Below are 23,425 nucleotides of genomic sequence, written 5' to 3'. Positions count from 1 at the left end.
TCCAGACAGCAATTGACAGCGATTCTAATCTCGATCACGGTCTGAAAACTTCACCTATTTTTCAGGCAGCAAGCGGAAATGCGGGTCACATGATCGATAAATCTATAAATTTTGATCATATCGATCTAAAAATCCTGACCTGCCTTCAGCGCAACGCCGCACTCTCGCAACGTGATCTGGCCGAACAGGTGGGGCTTTCGCAAAATGCCTGCTGGCGTCGGCTCCAGCGGCTCCAGTCAAGCGGCGTGGTGGGCGCTTCACGCGCCGAGGTCGATCTCGAGATGCTGGGCTTTGATCTGACGGTCATCGTGATGATCCGGACCCGTCACCATTCCAAGGAATGGTCCGAGGATTTCCGCAAGCATGTCGACCGGCTGCCGGAAGTCATCGATTTCTATCGAATAGGCGGAGACTGGGATTATCTGATCAAGGTCGTCACCCGCGGAATTTCGGGCTACGACGCCTTCTATCAAAAGCTCATCACCAATTTCGACCTGGCGACCGTGACCGGATTTTTCGCCATGGAGGCCATCATTCGCAATCGGGCTGTGGACCTAGGCCGCCTAAGGTGAACGCGAGGCCTGCGGCATATCCCCCATCGGTCAGCTCAAGCCTCTCCTGCGTTGACGCGAATTAGGCTGTATTCGCAGATTCAGCAAATGCCCGTTGGGGGTTGGATGCAGCGGCGCGGTCTTCCGCCACGAAGGAGCGCGAGACAGGTAATGTATTTTAGTTAATTAGAAATTATTGATATGATGTGACATTTTGCTCTGACGATCGAGCCGGTCGCCGCTAAGCGCCTTTGGAGAGCCGCAGCATGAATCGCCCAAGCATCAAGCAAGCCCTCGTCCTGAAGCTGTCGATCATCAGTGTGTTCATGATTGGTTTATCCTATGTCTCCCTCAGTACGATCTCAACACTCAGCGCCAATGCGGAGCAGATCGGGACCTTCTGGATACAACGGCTGTTGACGGCCCGTGAGATAAAAGGCAATTTTCTCGATCTCAAACTTGTCTATGCCAGCTACATCCTCGACGATACGGCGGAGGAGCAGAGTATCGGGAAGCGAAAGATCGACGCCGCTGTCGCTGCTGTCGAAAAGGTTGTTGCCGACTACGAAAAAGGCGTCCGGACTGAGCGCGGGAGGGAACTGGTCAATAGGATCAGGCCGGAGCTCAGCAAATACCGCGCCTCGGCTGAGCAAATGGTCGCACTCCATAACAGCGGAAAGACATCGGAAGCGGTTCATTTATTCAAGAAGGACATGGAGTCGCAAGCCGAATTGGTGGGCAAGGGGGTAACCGATCTGGTTGCGTTCATCCTCAACCAGGCTGAAGGCTTTGTGGCGGCAAGCGGTGCCTCCGCGAAGTCCGCTTTCCTGGGGACGGCGGCGATCGCCGTGCTTGCGGTGCTCATAGTTCTCGCCGGCATCGTGTTTGCGATCTCAGGCGTCGCGAATCCGATCCGAAGGATAACCTCCGCGATGAAGCAACTGTCGAACGGAGACCTTGATAGCGATATTCCTTACGCCGGGCGCGCCGACGAAGTTGGTGAAATGGCTGGTGCAGTTGAAGTTTTCCGTCACAATGCCCTCAACGTCGTCAGGCTCGAGAATGAAGCGGCTGAATCCCGCATCGAGATGGAAACGGCGCGCGCCGCCGCCCAGCAGCGCGCAGAACGGGAGGCCGAACAATTGCGCTTCGCGACCACGACATTGGGCGGAGGTCTGCGGCGGCTTGCGGCGGGCGACATCTCATTTCAGCTTTCTGAGCAATTTGGGGCCGAATACGAGGCGCTGCGCGAGGACTTTAATGCTTCGCTCCGCCAACTGGGCACGACAATCGGCGCGGTACTCCAGACCGTACAGAGCATAGACAGCGGGACCGGTGAGATTGCATCCGGTGCTCAGGACCTTTCCAGGCGCACAGAACAACAGGCAGCCTCTCTCGAGGAGACGGCTGCAGCCTTGGATGAAATTACGTCCAATGTCGCGATGTCGACGAAACGTACCGACGAGGCACGCAATGTGGCCCTAGAAGCCAATGCCAGCGCCAAACGGTCAGCGACGGTCGTATCGGAAGCCGAGAAAGCCATGCGGCGCATCGAGGACAGTTCGCAGCAGATTTCGAACATCATCGGCGTAATTGATGAAATCGCCTTCCAGACGAACCTTTTGGCGCTCAACGCTGGTGTGGAGGCGGCCCGTGCGGGTGAGGCGGGCAAGGGTTTCGCAGTCGTCGCACAGGAAGTCCGCGAGCTTGCCCAGCGAGCTGCTCAAGCGGCCAAGGAAATCAAAGGGCTCATCAAGAAATCATCGACTGAAGTGGATAATGGCGTGAAACTGGTTCTCGAAACCGGGGTGGCGCTCAAGTCGATCGGTGAGTACGTTGTACAGATCAATCAGGTCATGGATGCCATTGCCACCGCGGCGCGCGAGCAGTCGACGGGACTTGCCGAAATCAATACGGCCGTCAATCAAATGGACCAGGCGACGCAGCAGAACGCGGCGATGGTCGAGCAGTCGACAGCCGCCGTCGCTTCGTTGTCCTCCGAGGCGAGCCGCCTGCGGCATCTTGTCAATCAGTTCCAATTGGAGAGCGACAATACAGCCGACATCCAGCGGATTGGGCGGTCCCTGCAGAACGGCCGGCTAGTGGAGACAATCGCTCCCCGCCGCGCGAGTCAAAGATGAGGCGCGGCTGTTGCACGGGCGTCCTACTTCGCCTTCGCCCTACAAAGGGTTCCCGAGGCTGTGGTGGTACCCAGCCTCGGGCTTCGCAACGCAGCCTCTCACCTTCACCCGGTCAGCCAAAAAGAGGTCTCTGCGTTCCTGCGGGAGATCGCCGCAGAGACGGGGCTCGCCACCCTGTTGGTCACTCGCGACCGGGATATTGCCGAGACGATATCCACACGGGTCATCGATCTCGGAGGCCGTGAAGGAAAAACCGTGTGAGGACACGGCTACGATGCCACCTGATACCCCGCGGTCGTCGACGCCGGTTTCCCACGCGCATCCTCGAATGGCTTGAACGTCCTTCTCAGTTCTTGCGTGGCTCCTCGGGAACGAGGCTTTCCAGGTTCATGCCAAGCGCATCGCCGAGCTTTTTCATGGTTGGCATGGTCACGGCCATGTCGAGGATCGAGCTGATGGTCTGGTCGACGGGGGAGGGCACGCGTTCGCCGGCCTCCCCCGAGCGGCTGAGGCCGGTGATGTGGTTGATCGAGATGCCCTTGATCTTCTCGGCCGGCTTGACCATCTCGCCGATGATGGCGGGCAGGGCGGCGAGCCGCGCCTTTTCCATCTCCATGGCCGCCAGTTCCGGCGAGCGGGTGTTTTCCGCCTCGATCCGGGCGGCCTCGCCGTCGGCTTCGGCCTTCTTCTGGATGCGCAACGTGTCGGCCTCCTCCCGGCGGATCAGGCCGCGGGTCTTGGCGGCGATCTGGTCGCTTTCTGAGGTGATGCGCACGCGTGTCGCCTGCGCTTCCGCATCCTGTTCGGCCGCCAGCAGCGCCAGCTGCTTGCGGCGCTCGGCCTCCGCCACCTGGCGCACCGTCAAGAGGTTTTCCTCCGCGGTGATCACGGCCGCGCGCGCGTCCGCCGCCTCCGCCTTGGCCTGGCTTTCCTCCTGGCTCTTTGCCGAAATCAGGATGGAGCGATCCTGCTCGGCGATTTCAAGCGCCCGCGCCTGATTGATCTCGGCCTCGCGGATGATCTGTTCGCGGGCGATAGAGGCGGACTGGATGGCGCGTTCCATGCCGATGCGGGCTTCGGCCGCCGCGGTCTCGGCCTCCGCCTTGCGGCGGGCGACTTCCGTCAGTTGCTGTGCCAGCAGCAGTTCGATCTCCTGGGTCTGCTGAATCTCGGCGCGACGCTGTTCCAGCTCGATTTCCAGCTTGCGGCGGTTGGAATCCACCTCGGCGCGGCGCACGCTGACCTGGCTCTCGCCCTCGATCTCCGCCCGCTCCTTCTTTGATTTGGCAATGACCTCGGCGAGCTTGCGCATGCCCACGGCGTTGAAGGCGTTGTTTTCGTCCAGGGCCGAGAACGGCGTCTGGTCGAACGAAGTCAGTGAGACGCTGTCCAGCTGCAGGCCGTATTTGGAAAGAGTGCCCGACAGGGCTTCATGCACCTGTCGCACGAACTCCCCGCGGTTTTCATGCAGTTCGTCCATGGTCATCTGGGCTGCGACGGCGCGCAACGCATCCACCATCATGCCGTCGATAAGGGATTTGAGCTGATCGGCCTGGAAGGTGCGCCGGCCCAGCGTCTGCGAGGCCCGCACCACCGCGGCTTTTTCAGGAACGACCGAGGTGTAGAACTCGGCGCCGACATCGATGCGCATGCGGTCCTTGGTGATCAGGGCGCTGTCGCCGGTGCGCGACACGTCCATGCGGATGGTCTGCATGTTGACGCGTCCGACCTCGTGAAAATAGGGGATCGCCAGCGTGCCGCCGTCGATCACCACCTTGCGGCCGCCGATGCCGGTGCGCACGAGGCTCACCTCATTGGTGGCCCGCTGGTAGAACAGGGCGGCCAGCACGATCAGGATGGCCGCAAGAATGAGTAGGATGATGATCCAGCCCAGAGCGCTCATGGTAAAAGTCCTTTCGGTGCCGGTCAGAACTGCGGCGGGAAGTGGCGGCCGCCGCGATCCAGTGTGATCCAGCGCAGCTCGGTGAAGGCGTCGAGCGACCAGCGCCCGCCATATCGTCCGACGCCGCTGGCCTTGGTGCCGCCGAAGGGCACATGCGGCTCGTCGTTGATATTCTGGCAGTTGATGTGGCAGATGCCGGTTTCCAGCCGCTCGGCCAGCCGCAGGGCCCGCGCCTCGTCCTTCGACCACACCGCGGCGGTCAGCCCGTATTCCGTGTCGTTGTTGAGCGCCGCCGCCTCGCCATCGTCGCGGAACGGGCAGACCACGACCACAGGCCCGAAGGTCTCGTCGTGCCATATGTTCATGGAGCTGTTGACATTCGTGAGCACGGTCGGCTCGACGAAATTCTCCCAGGCGCGGCCGCCGAGCTCCACCTTGGCACCCTTGGCCACCGCGTCGTCGATAAGCGCTTTTACGCGCAGGGCCTGGCGGGTGTTGACCAGCGGGCCGATGACATTGGAGGGATCGTTGGTATGGCCGGTCTTGAGCTTGCGGGCGCGCGCCAGGAAGCGTTCCATGAACGGCTCGTAGATCTTCTCGTGCACCAGCAGCTTCTCCGTCGACATGCAGACCTGGCCCTGGTGCATGAAGCTGCCGAAATTGGCGGCCCGCGCGGCGGCATCCAGGTCGGCATCCTCCAGCAGGATCATCGAATCCTTGCCGCCGAGCTCGACACAGACCTTCTTGAGATAGGCGCCGCATTTGGCAGCGATCTGGCGGCCGACGGCGGTCGAGCCGGTAAAGCTGATCGCCTTGACCTTGGAGTTGCCGATCATCTCGTCGCCCACGGCGCCGACGCTGTCGCGCGAGCAGGTGACGACATTGAAGACGCCGGCCGGTACGCCGGCCTCCTCCAGGATTTCGGCAAAGTAGAGGCCGCCCGAATAGGGCGTGTCTTCGGAGGGTTTCAGAACGATCGTGTTGCCGACGGCAAGGGCTGCGGCAAAGCCGCGTGAGGTCAGGATGCCCGGCATGTTCCAGGGGCTGATGACGCCGACGACGCCGAGCGGGAAGCGGGTGGCCATCATGAACTTGTGGTGTTCGGATGGCAGCACGTCGCCGATGGACTGGTAGCAGAGCGCGGCCGCAGAACGGAACACCTCCGCCACATAGCCCGCCTCGAACATGCCCTTGCCCTTCCAGCCACCGCCTTCGGCCATGGCCGCGGCACAGAAGTCGGCCTTGCGCTGATCCCAGACGTCGGCGATCTTCAGGAGCAGGTGCGCGCGTTCGTGAAAGGCGCGGCCCGCCCAGTCGCCGAAGGCCGCCTGGGCGGCATCGATCGCCCGGCGCATGTCGGCAGCGGAGCCGTCCGGAATACGCGCATAGACGGAGTTGTCGGAGGGGTTGAGGTCCTCGAAGGTGCGGGCGGCGGGCACCCATTGGCCGCCGATGAACATGCCCCTGACGGAGGGCGTGGGGGACGTGACGACATCAAGCATTATGCAATCTCCTCAGTTGCGGTTGGGATCGTGGCGCTACGCCCGAGCGCGGGCAGCAGCTTCCTCGATCTCTTTCAGGACGGCTTTCAGTCGATCCTGGCTGTTGCCCATCTCAAGGGAGGGCGAGGCCGGGAGGGATGGCGGGACGGTGGAGTGGCCGCGCGGCGGCGCGGACGGCATGGCGGTGCCGTGTTCGGCCCGGCTGGCGCGGCTGGCTTCCGCGATGATGTCATTGAGTGACAGGCCGCCGAGCAGGGCGTCTGCGGCACCGCGCATAGCGGGCGGCGATGGCGATGCGGCCGGACGAAGGGGTGATGCAGACCCGACTGTCGTGGTCTGCCCCTCATCCGGCTGCCGCCACCTTCTCCCCGCGAGCGGGGAGAAGGTATCTGCCGCGGCGTTTCCGTTCCCCCTCGCCCCGCTTGCGGGGAGAGGGTCGCCGAGCGCAGCGGAGGCGGGGTGAGGGGCTGCGACCTCCCCGCGCATTGGAACGGCGGGCAGGGCGGCAAGCGCTGCGGCTGCGATATCGGCGGGCGATGCTCCCGTGGTCCGGGGAGGAACATAGGTGGGAGCAGGAGATGGGGTCGGCATCGACCCAGGTGCCGCAGCTGGCGTCGTCGCCCGCCCGCCCGGCCGCTGACCTGATGCCGACGCCTTGCTGCCGCCCAGATAGGCGGCCTGCACCGCCGGATCGTTGCGGAGGTCCTGCGCCCGGCCCTCATGAATGATATGGCCATTCTCCAGCAGATAGCCGCGGTCGGCGATGGCCAGGCTCTGCTTGGCATTCTGCTCCACGAGCAGGATGCCAATGCCGGTGTCGCGCACCACCTTCAACGCCTGGAACAGCTCCTTACAAAGCAGGGGAGAAAGACCGAGCGAAGGCTCGTCCAGTGTCAGCAGAGCGGGGTTCGACATCATCGCGCGGCCGATCGCCACCATCTGCTGCTCCCCACCGGACATGGTCCGCACGATCTGCTTGCTGCGCTCCTGCAGCTTGGGAAAGAGCCGCAACACGCGCTCCAGATTGCCGGCCTCTTCGTCGCGGGCGCGGGGTGCATGGGCTCCCAGCCGCAGGTTTTCGGCAACCGACAGATCGGCGAAGACACCTCGACCTTCCGGCACGAGAGCGATGCCTTCGTCGACGATCTTGTTGGCGGCAAGCCCCAGTATCTCGCGACCCTGCATGGTGATCGCGCCGGTCGCGCGTCCCTCGCAGATGCCGGAGACGGCCTTGAGCAGCGTGGATTTGCCGGCGCCATTGGCGCCCAGGATGACCACGATCTCGCCCCGGCCGACCTTGAGCGATGCGCCTTCCAGCGCGCGGTGCTGGCCATAGGAGACGGACAGTCCCTTCACCTCAAGCATCGTCGTCGTCTCCCAGATAGGCGCGGATCACGGCGGCGTCGGACAATACCTCGGCGGGGGTTCCCTCGGCGATCTTGGTGCCGGCGGCCATGACGACGCAGCGGTCGCAGAGCGAGCGGATCGCATCCATCACATGCTCGACAAGGATAACCGTCCGGCCTTCGTCGCGCAGGCCGCGGATCAGGCGTATTCCCTCCTCCAGTTCGGTCGGGTTGAGACCGGCAAGCCATTCGTCGAGGAGCACGACGCCCGGTTCTCCGGCGAGCACGCGGGCCAGTTCGACCCGCTTGGTATCGATATATGTCAGCTGCCCCACCATCATATGGCCGCGGCCGGCCAGACCCACCTTTTCCAGCATGGCCTCGGCGACCGCATCCGCCTCATGGCCCCAATGGCGGCGATGGCCGAAGACCGCGCCGGCCTTGACGTTTTGCAGCACGGTCATGGAGGGCAGCAGACGCACCAGCTGGAAGGTGCGAGCCACACCGCGCCGCGCGATATCCTGCGCGGCCAGATGCGTGATTGGTTGTCCTCGCAGGCTGATCGCCCCCGAGGTGACGGGAAAGGCGCCGGAAATCAGGTTCAGCGTGGTCGATTTTCCCGAGCCGTTCGGCCCGATCAGGCCTAGCACCTGATGTTCGGTCACGTCGAAATCCATGCGGTTGACGGCCACCAGGCCGCCGAAGCGCTTGGTGACGCCGCGAAGGGATAAAAGCGCGGTCATACATAGCCCTCCGCCGATCGCATTCTCCTGGCTGCCAGATCGATCAGCCCGACAAAGCCCTTGGGCAGCAGGTAGACGATGACGAGGAAGCACACACCGAGAAGCAGGGTGGTCTGGTTGGGGAACGACACGGAGATCGCCTCCCATAGGAAGGTGAAGGGAATGACGCCGACGAGCGGTCCCCACAGCCGGCCGGTTCCGCCCAGGAGCGCCATGATCACCACCTGGAAGGACAGCATCGGCGAGAAGGCGAGCGACGGCTCGATATAGACATAACGCGGAGCGAGCATGGCGCCGGTGATGGCGGCCACCGCGCCGGGGACCATGAACAGCAGGATCTTGGCCCGCGCCGTGTCGATGCCCGAATGCCGCGCAACGGCCTCGTCGTCGCCGATGATCCTGAGCGCAAAGCCCAGCCGCGAGCGGCCGATCAGCCAGCCCAGCAGCCAGACCAGCGCGGCGAGCCCCAGCAATTGCCAATAGATGTGCATCTCGCCGATCGAGGTCAGCACGTAGATGCCCTTGGTGCCGGAAATGTTCTGGCTCCAGGTGATGATCTGGCGCACGAATTCGGCCAGCCCGAGCGTGAAGATCACGAAGTAGACGCCCGACAGGCGCAGCGTCGCCAGGCCGACGAGGGCGGCCATGACGGCGCCGCTGACGCCGGCAATCGGCAGCAATGTCCAGTAGGGCAGATACTGGATGCCGATGCCGGTCACATAGGTCCCGACGCCGAAAAACGCTGCACTTGCGAGCGAGATGTAATGGGTTGGTCCGGAAAACAGCGCCCAACTGGTGGCCAGTACCGTATACATGGCAATGGTGACGCCGATGCTCAGGCCATAGGCGCCCGCCGTCCAGGGGAGGCAGGCCGCGATGGCGAGCGCTATGGCGCACAGCGCCAGATTGCCCCAGTCGCGAGAGGAAAGAACGCTCATGTGGTCGGCCTCCCGAACAGGCCCTGAGGGCGAAACAGCAGGATCACGACGAACAGCAAGTAGGCGGCTGCCAATGTCAGGCCGGGATCGATCAGGCGGGCGACGAAGGTTTCCAGCAGACCCAGCAGCAGGGCCGCGACGATCGTGCCGCGCACGTCGCCCACACCGCCCATGATGACGATCACCAGCGCCTTCAGCGTGAAAATCACGCCCGTCGAGGCATCGAGCGTCAGGAAGGTCGAGATCAGTGCGCCGCCGGTGGCAGTGACCGCGCCGCCGAGCGCAAAGGCCAGCGCCGCCGTGCGCCGGACATCGATGCCGACCAGCCGCGCGGCTTCCGGGGCAACCGAGATGGCGCGGATCGTCATGCCGGCCCGGCTGCGGTTGAGCCATAGCCACAGCAGGCCGCAGATGACGACAGCGGCCAGAAACGCCGCGACACGATTGGCGCCGTAGGTATCGCCCAGGATATGGACGGGCTCCGAAAGATAGGAATAGCTGAAATAATCGCCGCCGAAAAAGGCCAGCATCAGGCCGACGGCCACGAAGGACAGACCGAAGGTCGTGAGGATGGAATCGACCTCCAGCTGGCCGCGCGATTTGGCGCGCTTTACCAGTGGGCGCAGGAAAATCAGATAGATCAGCCAGTTCAGCAGAAAGGCGACCGGTGCCACGACGAACACGGTCAGCAGCGGGCTGATCTGGCTTCCGGTCCATAACCAGAAGGCGACGAACCCCCCGGCCACCAGCATTTCGCCGTTGGCGAGGTTCATGATCCGGGCCATGCCGTATTGGAGGTTCAGGCCCATGGCGATCAGCGCATAGGTTCCGCCCAGCAGTAGCCCTGTTATGAGTATATCCATGCCATTCCCCGGCTTGAAAGATGCCCCGGGATCCGGTTGCGGATCCCGGGAATGCCTGTTGCTTTTACTTCCAGGCAGCTTTTTTCTTCACGTCGACAGCGCCGTCGCGACCGGTTGAGGCCACGCCCTTGAACACGCCGCCCTGCCACTGGCCGACCGTCCAGAACGAGGGGTTGTTGTTGTGTCCGTCGAACTTGATCGGGCCGATCACGGTGTCGAAGCTGTTTGCCTTGATGTGCTTGATGATGGCGGCATTGTCGAAGGAGCCGACAGCCTCGATCGACTTTTCCAGGACCTGGAAGGACGAGTAGACCATGGCGCTCGCCCAATAGTCCGGCTTGGCGCCCGTGACCTCTTCGTGGCGTTTGGCATAGGCCTTGAAGGCCTCTCCGTCGGCATTGACACCGCCGATGCCCAGCACACCGTCGACGCCCGCGCGGAACCGGCCCGCATAGGCCGGGAATGCCGTGGCGACGGCGGTGAAGAATGCACCGACCTTGAGATCTTCGACAATTGCCTGTTCGGTCAGGGCGAAGGTGTCCGGCGGATAGGACCAGGCAATGAAGGCATCCGGAGCGGCGGCCTTGGCCGCCTTCATGACCGGCGACAGGTCCTGGGTGCCGAGCGGATAGGACGTCTCGTAAACCAGCTCGAAGCCGGCTTTCTTGAAGGCGGGTTTTGCCTCGTTCATCAGTTCGATACCGAAGGCGTCCGCGACGTTGACCATGGCGAGCTTCTTGCCGATATCGCCCCGGTCGCGCAGCTTGACCATGGTGTCCACCACGCCCTGGACCACCGGCTTGGCGCCGCCGAGGGTGATGAAGACGTTGGGGAACTGAGCGGATAGGGCATCGGCCTTGTCGGTGGTCGCCGTCGAGGTGATCATCGGCAGGCCGTAGCGTGCGTAGATCGGTGCGGCGGCCAGGTTGAGCCCGGTCGAATAGGGCGGCAGCACGATCTTTGCCTTGTCCTGGTCGACGAGACGCTGCACGGCCTTGATGGTTTCGCCCGGATTGGTCTGGTCGTCGTATTCGATGGCTTCGAGCTTGTAGGTCTTGCCGCCGACCTTCAGGCCGCCGCGACCGTTCACGTCGCTGATCCAAAGCTTGACGTTCGGCCAATAGCTGACCGCCGCCCCGCCGGCCAGAGGCCCGGTTTTGGGCGCGACGGCGCCGACCTTCAGAACCTCCTGCGCCATAGCCGGAGTTCCGGCAACGCCGGCTGCAAGCGCCAAGGCGGCCAGCCGGGTAAATGTCCTGCGTTTCATTCTCTTCTCCTCCCGTTGTTGCATGCTAAGTCCGTGTGACGGGCTCACCCGACCTGGTCGGGCAGGTCCCGTTCCGTCATCCACTGGATTTCGGTGAACTCCTCGATCACCGCCCTCCCGCCAAAGCGGCCGTAACCGCTTGCCTTCACGCCCCCGTAGGGCATCGTCGGATCGTCGCAGACGGTCGTCCCGTTGATATGCACCGCCCCGACCTCTATGCGTCGCGCGATTTGCCGTGCGCGCGGCAGGTCAACCCCGAAGACTGCGGCCGTCAGGCCGTATTCCGTATCGTTGGCAACGGTCACCGCCTCGTCGGCATCCGCCACCCGAACCACGCCGACCACCGGGCCGAAGGTCTCTTCCTCGTAGATCCGCATGCCGTAGGCGACATGGTCGAGTATGGTCGGCTGCATCAGTGTGCCGGCATTCTTGCCGCCCGTGACCAGCACCGCACCCTTGGCCAGGGCATCGTCGACCAGACTGTGGAGGCGCGCCGCCGCCTCCGGACTGATGACGTGGCCGTAGAGCGGCTGGCCGGTGGCCGGATCGCCGCACAGTCGGTCGGCCTCCACTTTCAGCCGGGCAATGAAGCTGTCGGCCAGGCTTTCCTCGACGATGATCCGGTCTGTCGACATGCAGACCTGGCCCTGGTTGAAGAAAGCGCCGTGGGCGACCGCCCTGGCAGCTCCATCCAGATCCGCATCAGCGAGCACCACCGACGATGCCTTGCCGGAGAGTTCCAGCAGGCAACGCTTGAGATGCCGCGCCGCCATCTCGGCGATCTGCCTGCCGACCCGCGTCGAGCCGGTGAAATTCACGCGCCGCACGGCTGGATGGGCAATCAGCGCCTCGACCACGTCATGGGCATCCTCGGGTGCGCTGCTCACATAGTTCAGCACCCCGTCTGGCAGGCCCGCGTCGATCAGGATCTGTGCCACGGTCTCGTGCACCTTGGGGCAAAGCTCCGAACCCTTCAGCACCACCGTGTTGCCGAGCGCCATCGGCGCTGCAACCGCCCGCACGGCCAGGGCCACCGCCGCATTCCATGGCGCAAGCCCCAGGACCACGCCGGCCGGCCGGCGGATCAGGCGGTAGCGCACACCCGGCGGCCCGCCTTCCACCTCGTCGTCGCGGATGGCATCGACGAGGCTCGCAGCCTGACGCAGGGTCGCCTGGGCAACCTCGACATTGAAGCGGACCCATTCGGGAGTTGCGCCGACCTCGAGATGAGCGATCGCGCGCAAGCTGTCGATGCGTTCCATCAGCAGGTCCGCCCCGCGAAGGAGCAGCGCCGAGCGTTCCTCAGGTCGAAGGCCGGACCATGCCGGAAAAGCTCCGGCAGCAGCATCGGCGGCGGCTTCCGCTTCGGTCGCACCGAAGGCCGCGGCCTGCGTCAACACCGTTCCCGTTGCCATGTCGCGGCGTTCGTAACTGCGCTCATCCAGCGCGGAAACGGACGCTCCACCGACGATACCCCTAGCTACGAACATGCGTCCTCCCAAACGGCCGTTCGTTGATCCTCCCGCAGCCCGTCTTGTTTTATTTTTTCAGGTTGCGAGCCGTATTTTGATTGACATCGCCGCAGAGTAAATGACGTTTTGTGGGAATGTATTTCCTTGTTGTGGGATTTTAGATGCCCGACCGTAAACGGCTTCCGCCCACGCCCGCCCCGCGGCCGGAAGCACCTGTTCGCGCAGAGCGGTTCAGGGCAGCGCTGCAGACGCGCGTACTCGGCCGGGCGGGCCTCGGCGACGCGGAAAACTTCCGGGCGCTGATCCTCGAAAAGGGCGAGGCGGCTCTGCGCGACGGGGATGAACTGGTTCTTCCCCTGTCCGGTCCCGTCATGGGCTGGATACCGTGGCGGGACGGCATGCGGCTGGAATTGGGTGCCGGAGCGCAAGGGACCCATCTGCTGCTGGGGGCTTCGACGCTGGACCGTGTCCTGCAGCGCCGGGCGGAAGCATCCCAGCTGCGCTTCATGGTGGAGCGGTCCTCGTTCATGCGGCTGGGTGCCGGCAACAGTGCCAGCGATGCGGTCGCCGCCTGCTTTACCGGCATATTGGCCGAAACCCTACGCCCCGGCCCGATGTCGGCGGCCGTGGTGGAATCGCTGCTGCACATTCTGCTCGTCCACCTTCATCGCAACCTGCCGGCCGGTCATGGCGCGGGCGCGCAACCCGGTGCCCCCAAGACGCTTTCCAGCCAGTTCACCGCATTGGTCGAAAGCCATTTCCGCAAGCACTGGACGGTCGCCCGCTATGCCGGCGAACTCGGCATTTCGCGCGACCGGCTGAACGACATCTGCCTGCGCGCCTATGGCCGGCCGCCGGCGCGGCTCATCCGCGAACGGCAGCTGATGGAGGCCCGCATTTATCTTGCGAGCTCGCCCCTGTCGCTGGGGCAGGTCGCCGGTGTCCTCGGCTTTGCCGGTGCCGCTCAGTTCAGCCGGTTTTTCAAGTCGCTGCAGGGCCAATCCCCAGCGCGCTACCGCCTCGATCTCCGCCGCTTCAGCCAGGTCGATGCGTCAAGCCAGAACGCTCTTCACGCCTGGCCGTGAAAACCGCTCTATCCGGAAGTCGTGAATAGGCGTCTCGGTCGTGCCGGTCGAAATCAATTCCGCCATCACGTCGCCGACGCCGGGGCCGAGCTGGAAACCGTGGCCGCAAAATCCGAAGGCATGGAAGAGGCCCGGCGTAGTTGCCGATCGTCCGATGACGGGAAGGCCGTCGCCGACATAACCTTCGCAGCCGGACCAGGTGCGGATCACCGAGACATTGGCAAGCGCCGGCAGGATTGGCAGGAGGGCGCGCAGCTGGGCGGGAAGCCGGGCGGGGTCGGCCTTGGCATGGCCTGTGTCGAGCGAAACATCGGTACGTTCCGCTCCGCCACCGAAGACGATGTTTCCGCGCTCCACCTGGCGCAGGTAACCACCGCCGTGGTCATGGGCCCAGACGCCGACGACCGGCAGGATGCGATGCGGCAGCGGCTCGGTTACCCCCATCTGCGGCCCCTTCGCGACGATCGGGACGGTTTCCCCGAACTGCGCGGAGATCCGGGCGCCCCAGGCGCCGGCGGTGTTAAGCAGGCAGGCTGCGGCATGGACGCCGTTCGAGGTCTCTACCTCGAAGCCATAGGCGCTTCGCCGGATCGCTTTCACCTCCACGTTCTCGACGATCTCGGCACCGATACGTCTCGCGGCATCCGCGAAAGCAGGGGCGATCAGGCGCGGATTGCCGCTTCCATCCTCCGGGGAAAAGGAGGCGGCGATCGCCTCGGGTCCGAGCCCCGGAAAACGTGCATGGAGCTCCGTCGCGGTAAGTTCCTCAAGGTTGAGACCCCAAGGTCTGGCGGCTGTCGCGAAGCTCCGCATCTCCTCCATACCCGCCTGGCTGAACACCAGCCGGACATGGCCGGTCGCCCGAAACTCGACGTCCCGATCCAGCATCTCCGCCGCCTTGCCCCAAAGCGTCAGGGATCGTCGGGCGAGGGGAAGTTGCGGCAGGTAACGGCCGCTGCGGCGGATATTGCCGAACGAAGCGACCGTCGCGCCGCTGCCGACGCAGTTCCGCTCGATGAGCGTCACGCGCAGACCACGCCGGGCAAGAAAATAGGTCGATGCGGCCCCCATCAGGCCACCACCCAGCACGATCACATCCATGAGGCCGTTTCCGCAATGTCTTTCATCCCCGCCACCATTCCGGTGTAGCCGGCCGGTGTCAAAGTCGAGGTTTTCGCCCTCCCATAAGTCGGACCTATGGGACGTCCCTGGCGAGGCATAAGCGGCACTTATGGGCAGCGGCGTTTTCGCTCTTGGACCGCCTTTGCCCATCCGTGCCAGCTTCACGACAAGCAGCAGGAAAGGACTTAGCGACATGGACAGTGCGGCCGCGCCAGGCAAAGGAACCAGCGATCAGCAGGACTGGAAGATCGGCGTCGATATCGGCGGGACCTTCATCGACTTCTGTGCACTGGAAACGCGATCCGGCCGGGTGGCCTCGCTCAAGGTTCTGACGACACCGGACGATCCGGGTGCGGAACTGATGACGGGACTGTCGCTTCTGGCCGAACGGGAAGGGCTCGAACCGGCAGCCGTCAGCCGTTTTGTCCACGGAACGACCGTCGGTATCAACACCGTGATCCAGCGTCGCGGCGTCTCGCTGGCGCTGATGACCAATGCCGGCTTCGAAGACGTCATCGAGCTGGCGCGGTTGCGGATGCCGGACGTCTATTCCCTGTTCTGCTCCCGGCCGGACCAGCTCATCGCCCGCGACATGATCTTCGGCATCCCCGCTCGCTTGCGGGCGGATGGCAGCGAGGTCGAGGCGCCGGATATGGAGGCGGTTGCGGCAGCGGTCGCAAAGGCGAAGGCCAACGGCGCCGCCGGCATCATTGTCTCCTTCCTGCATTCGTGGCGCACCGACATCCATGAGGTGGCGGTCAAGCAGGAAATCGCCCGGATCGCCCCCGAACTCTTCGTCTTCACGTCGTGCGAGGTCTGGCCGGTGATCCGCGAATACGAGCGGACCACCACTGCTATCCTCAACGGTTACGTCCATCCGCGTGTCTCCGGTTATCTGACCGCACTCGAGGAAAAATTGTTGTCGCGTGGCGTCACGGCGCCGGCGCTGCTGACCAAGTCGAACGGCGGCGTGATGAATGCCGACGAAGGCAAACGGTCCTGCGTTCAGATGCTGTTGTCCGGCACCGCCTCCGGTGTCATAGGCGCCGCCTGGCTCGCCCGTCGTGCCGGCGAGAAGCATATCCTCACCCTCGATATCGGCGGCACCTCGGCCGACTTTGCGCTGATCATCGACGGCGAACCGCAATTCGGCACCGGTGAACTGGTCGGCGAGTTCCCATTGCATATCCCGTCCGTTTCGGTCAGCTCGATCGGCATAGGTGGCGGCTCGATCGCCAGCGTCGATGCGCAGGGCGTGTTGCGGGTCGGGCCGGAATCGGCCGGCTCGACACCTGGACCAGCCTGTTACGGAGGTGGCGGAGAGCAGGCGACCGTGACCGACGCCATGGCCGTCTGCGGCTGGCTCGGTCACAGCCAGATGGCCTACGGGCAGCTACAGATCGACGTCGGCCTTGCCCGCGCGGCCGTCACGCGGCTCGCTGAAAAGATTGGCCGGACCGCGGAGGAGGCCGCCCAGGCCATCCTCGACGTCGCCATCTCGGAAATGTTCGTGGAGGTCGAGAAACTCGCATCGCGCGCCGGCGTCGATCTCAGGGAATTCACGCTGATGCCGTTCGGCGGCGGCGGCCCGATGCTCGGCGCGTTCCTCGCCCGCGAATTTCATATGGCGAAGGTGATCGGCGCACCGCGCCCGGGTGTCGTCTCGGCGCTCGGGGGGCTGGTTGCAGATCTGCGCGGCGACTTCATCCGCACGGTGTTTACCCATCTCTCCGACCAGGCCGCACCGCAAATGCGCGAGGCGCTGGACGCGCTTGCCCTCGAGGGGCGCAACTGGCTCGCCAAGCAGGGGCATGCCGGCGCCGCGACGCTCAACGTCTCCGCCGACATGCGTTATGTCGGCCAAAGCTTCGAGATCGAGGTAGCAATCCAGCCGGCCTGGATCGCCGAGGGCAAGCTCGGTTCGATCGAGGAAGCCTTCCATGCCATGCATGCCCGGCTCTACGACTTCCATGATCCGGACGGAGCGATCGAGATCGTCAACCTGCGTCTCTCGGCAATCGGGGCCGGCCCGGCACTGGAAATCCCGGTCAATGCCCGACAGGAGGGTGAGGCGGCTAACCCCGAGCGCGAAATCCCGGTCTTTACCGGCAAGAGCTTCGAATGGATCGGCCTCTATCGGCGTGATCGCCTGCGCCCAGGCAGCCGCTTCGCCGGCCCGGCGGTCGTTGCCCAGGAAGATACGACCTTTGCAATCCCGAGCGGCGCACTTGTCGAGGTCGATCGTCAACTGAACCTGCATCTCACCTTTTCGGAGTAACGGCCCATGTTCGATCCCTTGAACCTTCAGGTGTTTGCCAATCACACCCGCGCTGCAGCCGAAAACATGGCCTATACGCTGCAGCGGACCGCGCATTCCGCTTTCGTCAAGGAGACGGAAGACTTCACTGTCATGCTGATCAACCGCAAATACGAGACGTTCGGCGTGCCGATGGGATTGGGAGCGACCTGGTATCCAGGTCTTACCTATACCCGTGCGATCGCGATGATCGACGACTACAAGCCCGGCGACGTGGCATTCACCAACGATCCCTATTCCTGCTTCGTGGCGACGCACACGCCGGACACCCATCTGTGGAAACCGGTCTTCTACGATGGCGAGATCATTGCCTGGACCGGCGGTCATATCCACAACACTGACATGGGCGGCGCGGTGCCGGCCTCCCTGTCGCGAGCGCTGACGGAAATCCATCAGGAAGGCATCCGCTTCCCGCCGATGAAGCTGGTCAATGAAGGTGTTTTCGACGAAAACATTCTCAAGATCATGACGACCAATGTCCGCAAGCCCGATCTCAACATCGGCGACATGAAGGCTCTGGTCGGGGCGCTCAACACCGGCGAACGCAAGATCCTCGCCATGGTCGAGAAATTCGGCAGGCAAGCCTTTCTCGACGGCACCGAGGTCCTGCTCGACCATGCCGAAGCGCAGGCGCGCGATCTTCTGCGCGGGATGCCGGACGGGACCTGGGAATTCGTCGATTATGCCGACGAGGATTCGGTCGAAGCCAACCCGTGCCGTCTGAAGCTGACGCTGACGATCCGGGGCGACGAGGCGATCCTCGATTTCACCGGTTCCGATCCGCAGCTCGGCTCGTCGCTCAATGTCCCCTCGGGCGGTGATCCGCGCCATACGATCCTTCTGGTCGGCGTCTATTATGTACTTTACACTCTGAACCCCAAGATCCTCCTCAATACCGGCCTGACGAGACCGTTCACCTGCATCACGCCGAAGGGCAGCGTCCTCAATCCGATTGAGCCGGCTGCCGTTGGCATGCGCTCGCTGACCTGCGCGCGGCTGCGTTCCGTCGTATTCGGCGCCTTCTGCCAGGCCGTGCCTGAAAAGTTGCCGGCAGCACCGGCAGGCAACAACTGCATTGTCAACGTCATGACGACCGACGAACGGAACGGCCGCACCGTGATCGCCGCCGTCAATCCGGTGGTCGGCGGCGGCGGTGGCATGCCCCACCGCGACGGTACCAACGGCTCCGGCGCCGATGCCGCCTATCTCAAGAATACGCCGATCGAGATCACCGAGACGGAAGTGCCAATCGAGTTCATCAAATATGGCCTGGCAAGGGACAGCGGTGGCGCCGGACGCTGGCGCGGCGGGCTGGCGACCGAAATGGCCTTTCGGGTCTTTTCGCCCGGCAGCCGCATCACCGCCCGCAACCGCGACCGCAGCTTCTTCCGCCCCTGGGGCACGCTGGGCGGCAGGGCTGCCGGCCTGTCCGACATGGTGCTGAACCCCGGCCGTGACGACTTCCAGCGGCTCGGCAATATCGATACCGCGATCCTGCAGCCCGGCGATGTCCTGGAGATCCGCTCAGCCGGCGGCGGCGGGCGCGGCGACCCTGTCGAGCGCGAGACCTGGCGCGTGGCGCAGGACGTCGCACGCGGTTACGTTTCCTCCGAGGCTGCCGAACGTGACTACGGCGTCGTGATCCGCGACGGCATGGTGGACGAGGCTGAAACCGAAAAGGTGAGAGCCGCACGGACCGCACCGGCCGGACACTTCCACTATGGTCCCGAGCGCGAGGGTTACGAGGCGCAATGGACGCCGGAGGCCTACGATCTGCTGACTGACCTGTTGCAGGGCCTTCCCATCCATTGGCGTTTCTTCACCAAGACGGAGATCTTCCGCCGGATGAAGGGGCGTGCAGGTGCCGAAGGCGTGGCTGCCGCGTTCGCGGATGTGCGCGCACGCTTCACGAACATGCCAAGCCCCGCCGAGGCACGAAAAGAGGCTGCCGAATGACGTCAGAGCTGCAGCCTGACGCTCTCGGCGGACGGATTGTGCGCCTTGCCGAAAAGGGTAGGCCGCAGGTTCGGTTCCGGCTGGATGGCGCCGATTGCAAAGCACTGGCCGGCGATACGGTGCTCACCGCCGTCCTGGTCTCCGCATCTGCCGTGCGGCAGTCGGAATTCGGCCGGGAGAAACGAGCGGGCTTCTGTTTGATGGGAGCCTGCCAGGATTGCTGGTTATGGCTGGAAGACGGCGGGCGGCTGCGGGCCTGTTCGACATTGGTCGCGGACGGCATGCAGTTGCGGACCGTGCCGCCGGGGACATGGCCATGACGGCACCGGGCGTTGAAAAGGTGGTGATCGTCGGTGCCGGACCGGCCGGTATCCGCGCCGCCGAGCGTCTGGTCCAGGCCGGGATCAGACCCATAGTCATCGACGAGGGCACCAAAGCGGGTGGCCAGATCTATCGACGCCCGCCAAACGGTTTCGTGCGCCCGCCGGAACAGCTCTACGGATCGGAAGCCCGCAAGGCCGTGGCACTCCATACGGCGTTCGACCGCATGGTTGCCGCCGGACAGATCGACTATCATCCACAAAGCTCGGTCCTGACGATCGCCGGCGATTTTCTGCAGGCGCTGACGCCGACCGGTCGCAAGGATTTCACCTACGACCGCCTGATCCTCGCCACCGGCGCCATGGATCGCCTGGCGCCGGTCCCCGGCTGGCAGGCGCCGGGTGTCTACAGCCTCGGAGCGGCACAGATCGCCCTGAAGGCGCAAGGCGTCGCCCTCGGCAGCCGGATCGTTCTTGCCGGTTCGGGGCCGTTGCTGACACTCGTCGCGACCCAGTTGCTGAAAGCCGGCACCAAAATCGCCGCGATCCTCGAAACATCCACGATCCGCAACCAGGCGGCGGGTCTTCCGGGCATGCTGGCAAGGCCGGGCCTGGTCCTGCGTGGCCTGCTGATGCGGGCAAAGCTCGGCCGGCTTTATCATGCCGGCGTGACCTTGGATCGGATCGAAACCGACGAACGCGGCCCCGTCGGCCTGTGCTGGCGGGATGCTCGCGGCCGGGCGCATGTGACGGCATGCGACATGGTCGGCCTTGGCTGGCACTTGCGCGCCGAAACGCAGCTCGCGGGCCTGGCAGGCTGCACGTTCGACTACGACGAAAGCTGGTCGCAATGGCTGCCCCGGACCGACCGGATGGGCAGGGCGGCCGAGGGCCTGTATCTGGCCGGTGATGGCCTGAGAATTCTCGGTGCGGACGGGGCGGAGGTAGCCGGTCGGCTTGCCGCGACCGCCTGCCTTGCCGATATGGGTCTTCCTTCGCCCGACGCGAGATCGGATCTGCGCCGGTTGGGTCGCTACGAACGTTTTGCCCGCGCCATCGCGCGCGCCTTTCCCTGGCCGGGCGAAATGATTCGCGCCGTTCCGGACGATACGATCGTCTGCCGCTGCGAAGGGGTGACGGCGGGCCAGTTGCGCGAGAGCGTCGTTTACGGGGGTGGCGAAGCCAACCGGGTCAAATCGCTGGCGCGCGTCGGAATGGGCCGCTGCCAGGGGCGTTACTGCCAGCTCGCCGGTGCCGAACTGATTGCCGGCACGGCCTGCATCAAGGTTTGCGATGCGGGGCGGCTCCGCGAACAGGCGCCCGCCAGGCCCCTCCCGATCGGCCTCTGGGTTCGCGATGCCTGACCGGTTTGGCGAAAGAGGCTTACGATTCCAGGCCGCTTGCCTTCAGGATGCTGGCACAGGCTTCGCGCAGATCGTCGCGCATGGCGAGATGGCTTCCGGTCAAAGGCCGGTCCCGGCTGGTGAGCAGGGCAATCGGCACCGAAATCTTCTGCCGCAGTGGCCTGAGGACAAGGCCCGGGAACTGCTGCCATGGCAGGAGCCCGTCAACGATTGCGACACCAAAGCCGTCGCGGACGAAGGGGAGAGCGGTAATCGAGATATCGATCTCGATCGCCGGGTTGAATATCTGCATTTCCGCGGCTGCGGCGCTGACCAGAAGGCGGCCCGGCAGTGTGCCGGCCCGGTAGGAGATCAAAGTCTCATCCTGCAGGTCGGCAAAGCCGATCCGATCCAATTCGGCCAGCCGATGGTGTTCAGGGACGATGCAGACAAGTTGCGTGTGCCCGAGTGTCTCCACCTCGATGCCCGGACGGGCCGTGTTGTTCATCACGATTCCGAGCGGCGCGTCACCGTCGCGGATCATGTCGACGACGTTGACCAGCGGGGCGATCAGCGAGCGCACGACGATATCGGGATGGGCCGCACGGAACGACAGAAGTGCTTTGGGTACGATCGACATCGCCGGCGGTGCTGATGCGGCGACCCGTATCAGCCCGGTGCGGCCGAAACGCATGTCCGTGGTGCGCCGTCGGAGGGCGCCGAGCTCCGAAAAAATCCGTTCGCACTCCGGATAAAGCTCTTCGGCCTCCCGGGTCGGAACCAGCTTTCCGCGGACCCGGTTGAAAAGCTTGAAGCCCAGCTGGTCCTCGGCATGCAGCAGGATCTGGCTGAGCGCCGGCTGCGATATGTTGAGCATCGCCGCGGCGCCGGTCACCGTCCCGGTCCGCATGAGCATGCAAAAGACCTCGAGCTGGCGTGCCTGCATCCGGTTCACCGTGTCCTTGGTTCGCGGGTTTCACTCTAGTGTATAGGCCCCGGGATCAGAAGTCCGCCACCTTGCCCCAGGCAGACGCTTCGAAACGTTTGGGATGATAGGGTAGCGGGTCGACGATCGGCTTGGTGGCGGTGACGATGTCGGCGATCAGGTGGCCGGCGCCCGGTCCGATACCAAAACCGTGGCCGCTGAACCCCGCGGCCAGAATGAAGCCCGGAACACTCGCGACTTCGCCGATCGCCGGAACCCCGTCCGGGGTCGAATCGATATAGCCGGCCCAATTCGCAGTGATGCGGCGCCCGCCGATGGCCGGCAGCAATTCGACGGCGCGCTCATAGGTCAGCTTGATCGTGCGCGCGTCGACGGCCGGATCGAGGATGCGCATATGCTCCATCGGCGTCGGCCGGTCCAGCCGCCAGCGGGTCAGGCTTTCGTGACCGCTGCGCAGACCTTCGAGGCCGCCCGGCGACAGGCTGCGCCATCGGCGCATGAACATCGGCAGGAACTGCGCCGCGAAACGCATGTTCTGGGCCGTCAGGTCGATCCGTCCGCGCCCGCTGATGGCGAGCGTGTGGCCACCGTCACCCCGGCGGGTCACCGAGACGCGGGCGGTGTGGAGCGCATCCGGCAGGTTCCCGTCACCGGGGCCGACGGAGAGGATGGAGGAGCGGATCGAGGCCTGTGGGAACCGAATGCCGAGCTGGCGGCAAAAGGACGAAGCCCAGGCACCACCGGCCAGGATTGCGACCTTGGTCCGTATCGTGCCGTGTTCGGTTACGACGGCCGAGAGCCTGCCGCCTTCCATCTCGATGCCGCGCGCCGCGCAGTTCTGGAGCACCGCCCCACCCAGTTTTACGATCGCGCGGGCGACTGCCGGGGCAGCATTGGCGGGGTCGGCGGTCCCGTCCGTCGGCGAGTACACGCCGCCTTTCCAGGTGCGGCGCGTCGCCTTACCGCGCTCGGTTGCCTCGGCACTGTCGAGCATGTGGGTGGTGACGCCCACCGTGCGGGCGAAATCCCGCCAGCGGGCCCAGCCTGCCAGTTCTTCCTCGTCGTCACTGAGATAGAGGAGACCGCAGCGTCGGAAGCCGGTATCCTCGCCGGTCTCGGCGGCAAAGCCTTCCCACAGGTCGAGGCTTTTGGTCGCCATCGGAAGTTCGCGCGCATCGCGGTTCTGCTGCCGGCACCAGCCCCAATTGCGACTCGATTGTTCGGCTCCGACGCGCCCCTTTTCGATGAGCGCCACCTTCAGGCCGCGTCCGGCGAGATAATAAGCCGTGAACACGCCGACGATACCGGCACCGATGACGACCGCGTCGGCAGAAGGCGGCAGTCGGGCGTCGGTTTCGACGAGCGTGAGCGGTGCTGGCATGGTATTCGTTCTCCTGGCGCAAACGGGTCGGTGCGCCAGCATAATGGTGCAGCCCGCGTCGAGGTTACCGCACACGCCTCTCGAACCGCACAAGATTCCGCTCATGGCCGATGATGCAACTTATTGTGCTGGCCGTTCGTGCGCAGAATGGAATAGACAAGACAAGCCAATGCGTTAAAGTCGATCTCGAAAATCTGCGGCATAAAATGCCGCTCCCGTTGGGAGGTGC

The 23,425-nt window shown here is 64.3% G+C and carries 18 protein-coding genes and 1 pseudogene; 8 read left to right on the top strand and 11 right to left on the bottom strand.

What is annotated here, in order from left to right:
• Positions 1-89 precede the first annotated feature (89 nt).
• The 3 genes from LZK81_RS24460 (at position 90) to LZK81_RS24450 (ending at position 2,953) form a co-directional block, all read left to right on the top strand.
• Positions 90-572 (top strand): Lrp/AsnC family transcriptional regulator, encoded by a 483-nt coding sequence (locus LZK81_RS24460; RefSeq protein WP_233957629.1) that lies wholly within the window; start codon positions 90-92, stop codon positions 570-572.
• 245 nt (positions 573-817) lie between these two features.
• On the top strand, positions 818-2,692 hold the full coding sequence (locus tag LZK81_RS24455; protein WP_046606568.1) for a methyl-accepting chemotaxis protein: 1,875 nt from the start codon (positions 818-820) through the stop codon (positions 2,690-2,692).
• A gap of 63 nt (positions 2,693-2,755) precedes the next feature.
• The gene (locus LZK81_RS24450; protein WP_233957628.1) at positions 2,756-2,953 is read left to right on the top strand and encodes a hypothetical protein; all 198 of its coding nucleotides are present in this window, start codon (positions 2,756-2,758) and stop codon (positions 2,951-2,953) included.
• A gap of 85 nt (positions 2,954-3,038) precedes the next feature.
• Here the strand turns inward: LZK81_RS24450 and LZK81_RS24445 are convergent, their stop codons facing one another.
• The 8 genes and pseudogenes from LZK81_RS24445 to LZK81_RS24410 form a co-directional block, all read right to left on the bottom strand.
• Positions 3,039-4,595 carry a flotillin family protein gene (locus LZK81_RS24445; protein ID WP_233957627.1) on the bottom strand — a complete coding sequence of 519 codons (1,557 nt, stop codon included), beginning with the start codon at positions 4,593-4,595 and terminating at the stop codon, positions 3,039-3,041.
• A 23-nt stretch (positions 4,596-4,618) separates the two neighbouring features.
• Positions 4,619-6,097 (bottom strand): aldehyde dehydrogenase family protein, encoded by a 1,479-nt coding sequence (locus tag LZK81_RS24440; RefSeq protein WP_105401707.1) that lies wholly within the window; start codon positions 6,095-6,097, stop codon positions 4,619-4,621.
• Positions 6,098-6,757: 660 nt separating this feature from the next.
• A pseudogene (locus LZK81_RS29485) lies at positions 6,758-7,462 on the bottom strand (ABC transporter ATP-binding protein); the annotation flags it as partial.
• On the bottom strand, positions 7,455-8,186 hold the full coding sequence (locus LZK81_RS24430) for an ABC transporter ATP-binding protein (protein WP_046606564.1): 732 nt from the start codon (positions 8,184-8,186) through the stop codon (positions 7,455-7,457). The pseudogene LZK81_RS29485 and the gene LZK81_RS24430, both read right to left, overlap by 8 nt.
• Positions 8,183-9,124, bottom strand: coding sequence for a branched-chain amino acid ABC transporter permease (locus LZK81_RS24425; RefSeq protein ID WP_233957625.1), 942 nt, complete (start codon positions 9,122-9,124; stop codon positions 8,183-8,185). The genes LZK81_RS24430 and LZK81_RS24425 overlap by 4 nt, the downstream gene beginning before the upstream one ends.
• Entirely contained in the window at positions 9,121-9,987 is an 867-nt protein-coding gene (locus LZK81_RS24420; protein ID WP_233957624.1) for a branched-chain amino acid ABC transporter permease, read from the bottom strand. The genes LZK81_RS24425 and LZK81_RS24420 overlap by 4 nt, the downstream gene beginning before the upstream one ends.
• A gap of 64 nt (positions 9,988-10,051) precedes the next feature.
• Positions 10,052-11,254 (bottom strand): amino acid ABC transporter substrate-binding protein, encoded by a 1,203-nt coding sequence (locus tag LZK81_RS24415; RefSeq protein ID WP_233957623.1) that lies wholly within the window; start codon positions 11,252-11,254, stop codon positions 10,052-10,054.
• Between the two features lie 44 nt (positions 11,255-11,298).
• Positions 11,299-12,744, bottom strand: coding sequence for an aldehyde dehydrogenase family protein (locus LZK81_RS24410; protein ID WP_233957622.1), 1,446 nt, complete (start codon positions 12,742-12,744; stop codon positions 11,299-11,301).
• A gap of 143 nt (positions 12,745-12,887) precedes the next feature.
• On the opposite strand from LZK81_RS24410, the gene LZK81_RS24405 reads away from it, so the two are divergent.
• Positions 12,888-13,811 (top strand): helix-turn-helix domain-containing protein, encoded by a 924-nt coding sequence (locus LZK81_RS24405; protein ID WP_233957621.1) that lies wholly within the window; start codon positions 12,888-12,890, stop codon positions 13,809-13,811.
• On the opposite strand, the gene LZK81_RS24400 is transcribed toward LZK81_RS24405, so the two are convergent.
• A complete protein-coding gene (locus LZK81_RS24400) occupies positions 13,779-14,912 on the bottom strand; it encodes an NAD(P)/FAD-dependent oxidoreductase (RefSeq protein ID WP_233957620.1) in 1,134 nt (377 codons plus the stop codon). The two genes, LZK81_RS24405 and LZK81_RS24400, sit on opposite strands and share 33 nt — an antisense overlap.
• A 214-nt stretch (positions 14,913-15,126) precedes the next feature.
• On the opposite strand from LZK81_RS24400, the gene LZK81_RS24395 reads away from it, so the two are divergent.
• From LZK81_RS24395 to LZK81_RS24380, 4 genes are read left to right on the top strand one after another with little or no spacing between them, the layout of a single operon-like run.
• A complete protein-coding gene (locus LZK81_RS24395) occupies positions 15,127-17,211 on the top strand; it encodes a hydantoinase/oxoprolinase family protein (protein WP_233957619.1) in 2,085 nt (694 codons plus the stop codon).
• A gap of 6 nt (positions 17,212-17,217) precedes the next feature.
• A complete protein-coding gene (locus tag LZK81_RS24390) occupies positions 17,218-19,206 on the top strand; it encodes a hydantoinase B/oxoprolinase family protein (RefSeq protein ID WP_233957618.1) in 1,989 nt (662 codons plus the stop codon).
• The gene (locus tag LZK81_RS24385) at positions 19,203-19,526 is read left to right on the top strand and encodes a (2Fe-2S)-binding protein (protein ID WP_233957617.1); all 324 of its coding nucleotides are present in this window, start codon (positions 19,203-19,205) and stop codon (positions 19,524-19,526) included. Before LZK81_RS24390 ends, LZK81_RS24385 begins: the two co-directional genes overlap by 4 nt.
• Complete coding sequence (locus LZK81_RS24380) at positions 19,523-20,890, top strand: NAD(P)/FAD-dependent oxidoreductase (protein ID WP_233957616.1); 1,368 nt, start codon at positions 19,523-19,525, stop codon at positions 20,888-20,890. The genes LZK81_RS24385 and LZK81_RS24380 overlap by 4 nt, the downstream gene beginning before the upstream one ends.
• Before the next feature lie 19 nt (positions 20,891-20,909).
• Here LZK81_RS24380 and LZK81_RS24375 read toward each other — a convergent pair whose 3' ends face one another.
• Positions 20,910-21,815 (bottom strand): LysR family transcriptional regulator, encoded by a 906-nt coding sequence (locus LZK81_RS24375; RefSeq protein WP_037086110.1) that lies wholly within the window; start codon positions 21,813-21,815, stop codon positions 20,910-20,912.
• Between the two features lie 55 nt (positions 21,816-21,870).
• Positions 21,871-23,196, bottom strand: coding sequence for an NAD(P)/FAD-dependent oxidoreductase (locus LZK81_RS24370; RefSeq protein WP_233957615.1), 1,326 nt, complete (start codon positions 23,194-23,196; stop codon positions 21,871-21,873).
• Between the last annotated feature and the right edge of the window lie 229 nt (positions 23,197-23,425).

The organism is Neorhizobium galegae (assembly GCF_021391675.1).
GTDB lineage: Bacteria > Pseudomonadota > Alphaproteobacteria > Rhizobiales > Rhizobiaceae > Neorhizobium > Neorhizobium galegae_B.
This window is presented reverse-complemented; position numbering and strand designations above follow the sequence as displayed.

Bases quoted from the DNA above. Each gene is read 5' to 3' on its own strand.
- LZK81_RS24460 (WP_233957629.1), top strand. From the start codon at position 90: ATGATCGATAAATCTATAAATTTTGATCATATCGATCTAAAAATCCTG.
- LZK81_RS24455 (WP_046606568.1), top strand. From the start codon at position 818: ATGAATCGCCCAAGCATCAAGCAAGCCCTCGTCCTGAAGCTGTCGATC.
- LZK81_RS24445 (WP_233957627.1), bottom strand. From the start codon at position 4,595: ATGAGCGCTCTGGGCTGGATCATCATCCTACTCATTCTTGCGGCCATC.
- LZK81_RS24440 (WP_105401707.1), bottom strand. From the start codon at position 6,097: ATGCTTGATGTCGTCACGTCCCCCACGCCCTCCGTCAGGGGCATGTTC.
- LZK81_RS24430 (WP_046606564.1), bottom strand. From the start codon at position 8,186: ATGACCGCGCTTTTATCCCTTCGCGGCGTCACCAAGCGCTTCGGCGGC.
- LZK81_RS24425 (WP_233957625.1), bottom strand. From the start codon at position 9,124: ATGAGCGTTCTTTCCTCTCGCGACTGGGGCAATCTGGCGCTGTGCGCC.
- LZK81_RS24420 (WP_233957624.1), bottom strand. From the start codon at position 9,987: ATGGATATACTCATAACAGGGCTACTGCTGGGCGGAACCTATGCGCTG.
- LZK81_RS24415 (WP_233957623.1), bottom strand. From the start codon at position 11,254: ATGAAACGCAGGACATTTACCCGGCTGGCCGCCTTGGCGCTTGCAGCC.
- LZK81_RS24410 (WP_233957622.1), bottom strand. From the start codon at position 12,744: ATGTTCGTAGCTAGGGGTATCGTCGGTGGAGCGTCCGTTTCCGCGCTG.
- LZK81_RS24405 (WP_233957621.1), top strand. From the start codon at position 12,888: ATGCCCGACCGTAAACGGCTTCCGCCCACGCCCGCCCCGCGGCCGGAA.
- LZK81_RS24400 (WP_233957620.1), bottom strand. From the start codon at position 14,912: ATGGATGTGATCGTGCTGGGTGGTGGCCTGATGGGGGCCGCATCGACC.
- LZK81_RS24395 (WP_233957619.1), top strand. From the start codon at position 15,127: ATGGACAGTGCGGCCGCGCCAGGCAAAGGAACCAGCGATCAGCAGGAC.
- LZK81_RS24390 (WP_233957618.1), top strand. From the start codon at position 17,218: ATGTTCGATCCCTTGAACCTTCAGGTGTTTGCCAATCACACCCGCGCT.
- LZK81_RS24385 (WP_233957617.1), top strand. From the start codon at position 19,203: ATGACGTCAGAGCTGCAGCCTGACGCTCTCGGCGGACGGATTGTGCGC.
- LZK81_RS24380 (WP_233957616.1), top strand. From the start codon at position 19,523: ATGACGGCACCGGGCGTTGAAAAGGTGGTGATCGTCGGTGCCGGACCG.
- LZK81_RS24375 (WP_037086110.1), bottom strand. From the start codon at position 21,815: ATGCAGGCACGCCAGCTCGAGGTCTTTTGCATGCTCATGCGGACCGGG.
- LZK81_RS24370 (WP_233957615.1), bottom strand. From the start codon at position 23,196: ATGCCAGCACCGCTCACGCTCGTCGAAACCGACGCCCGACTGCCGCCT.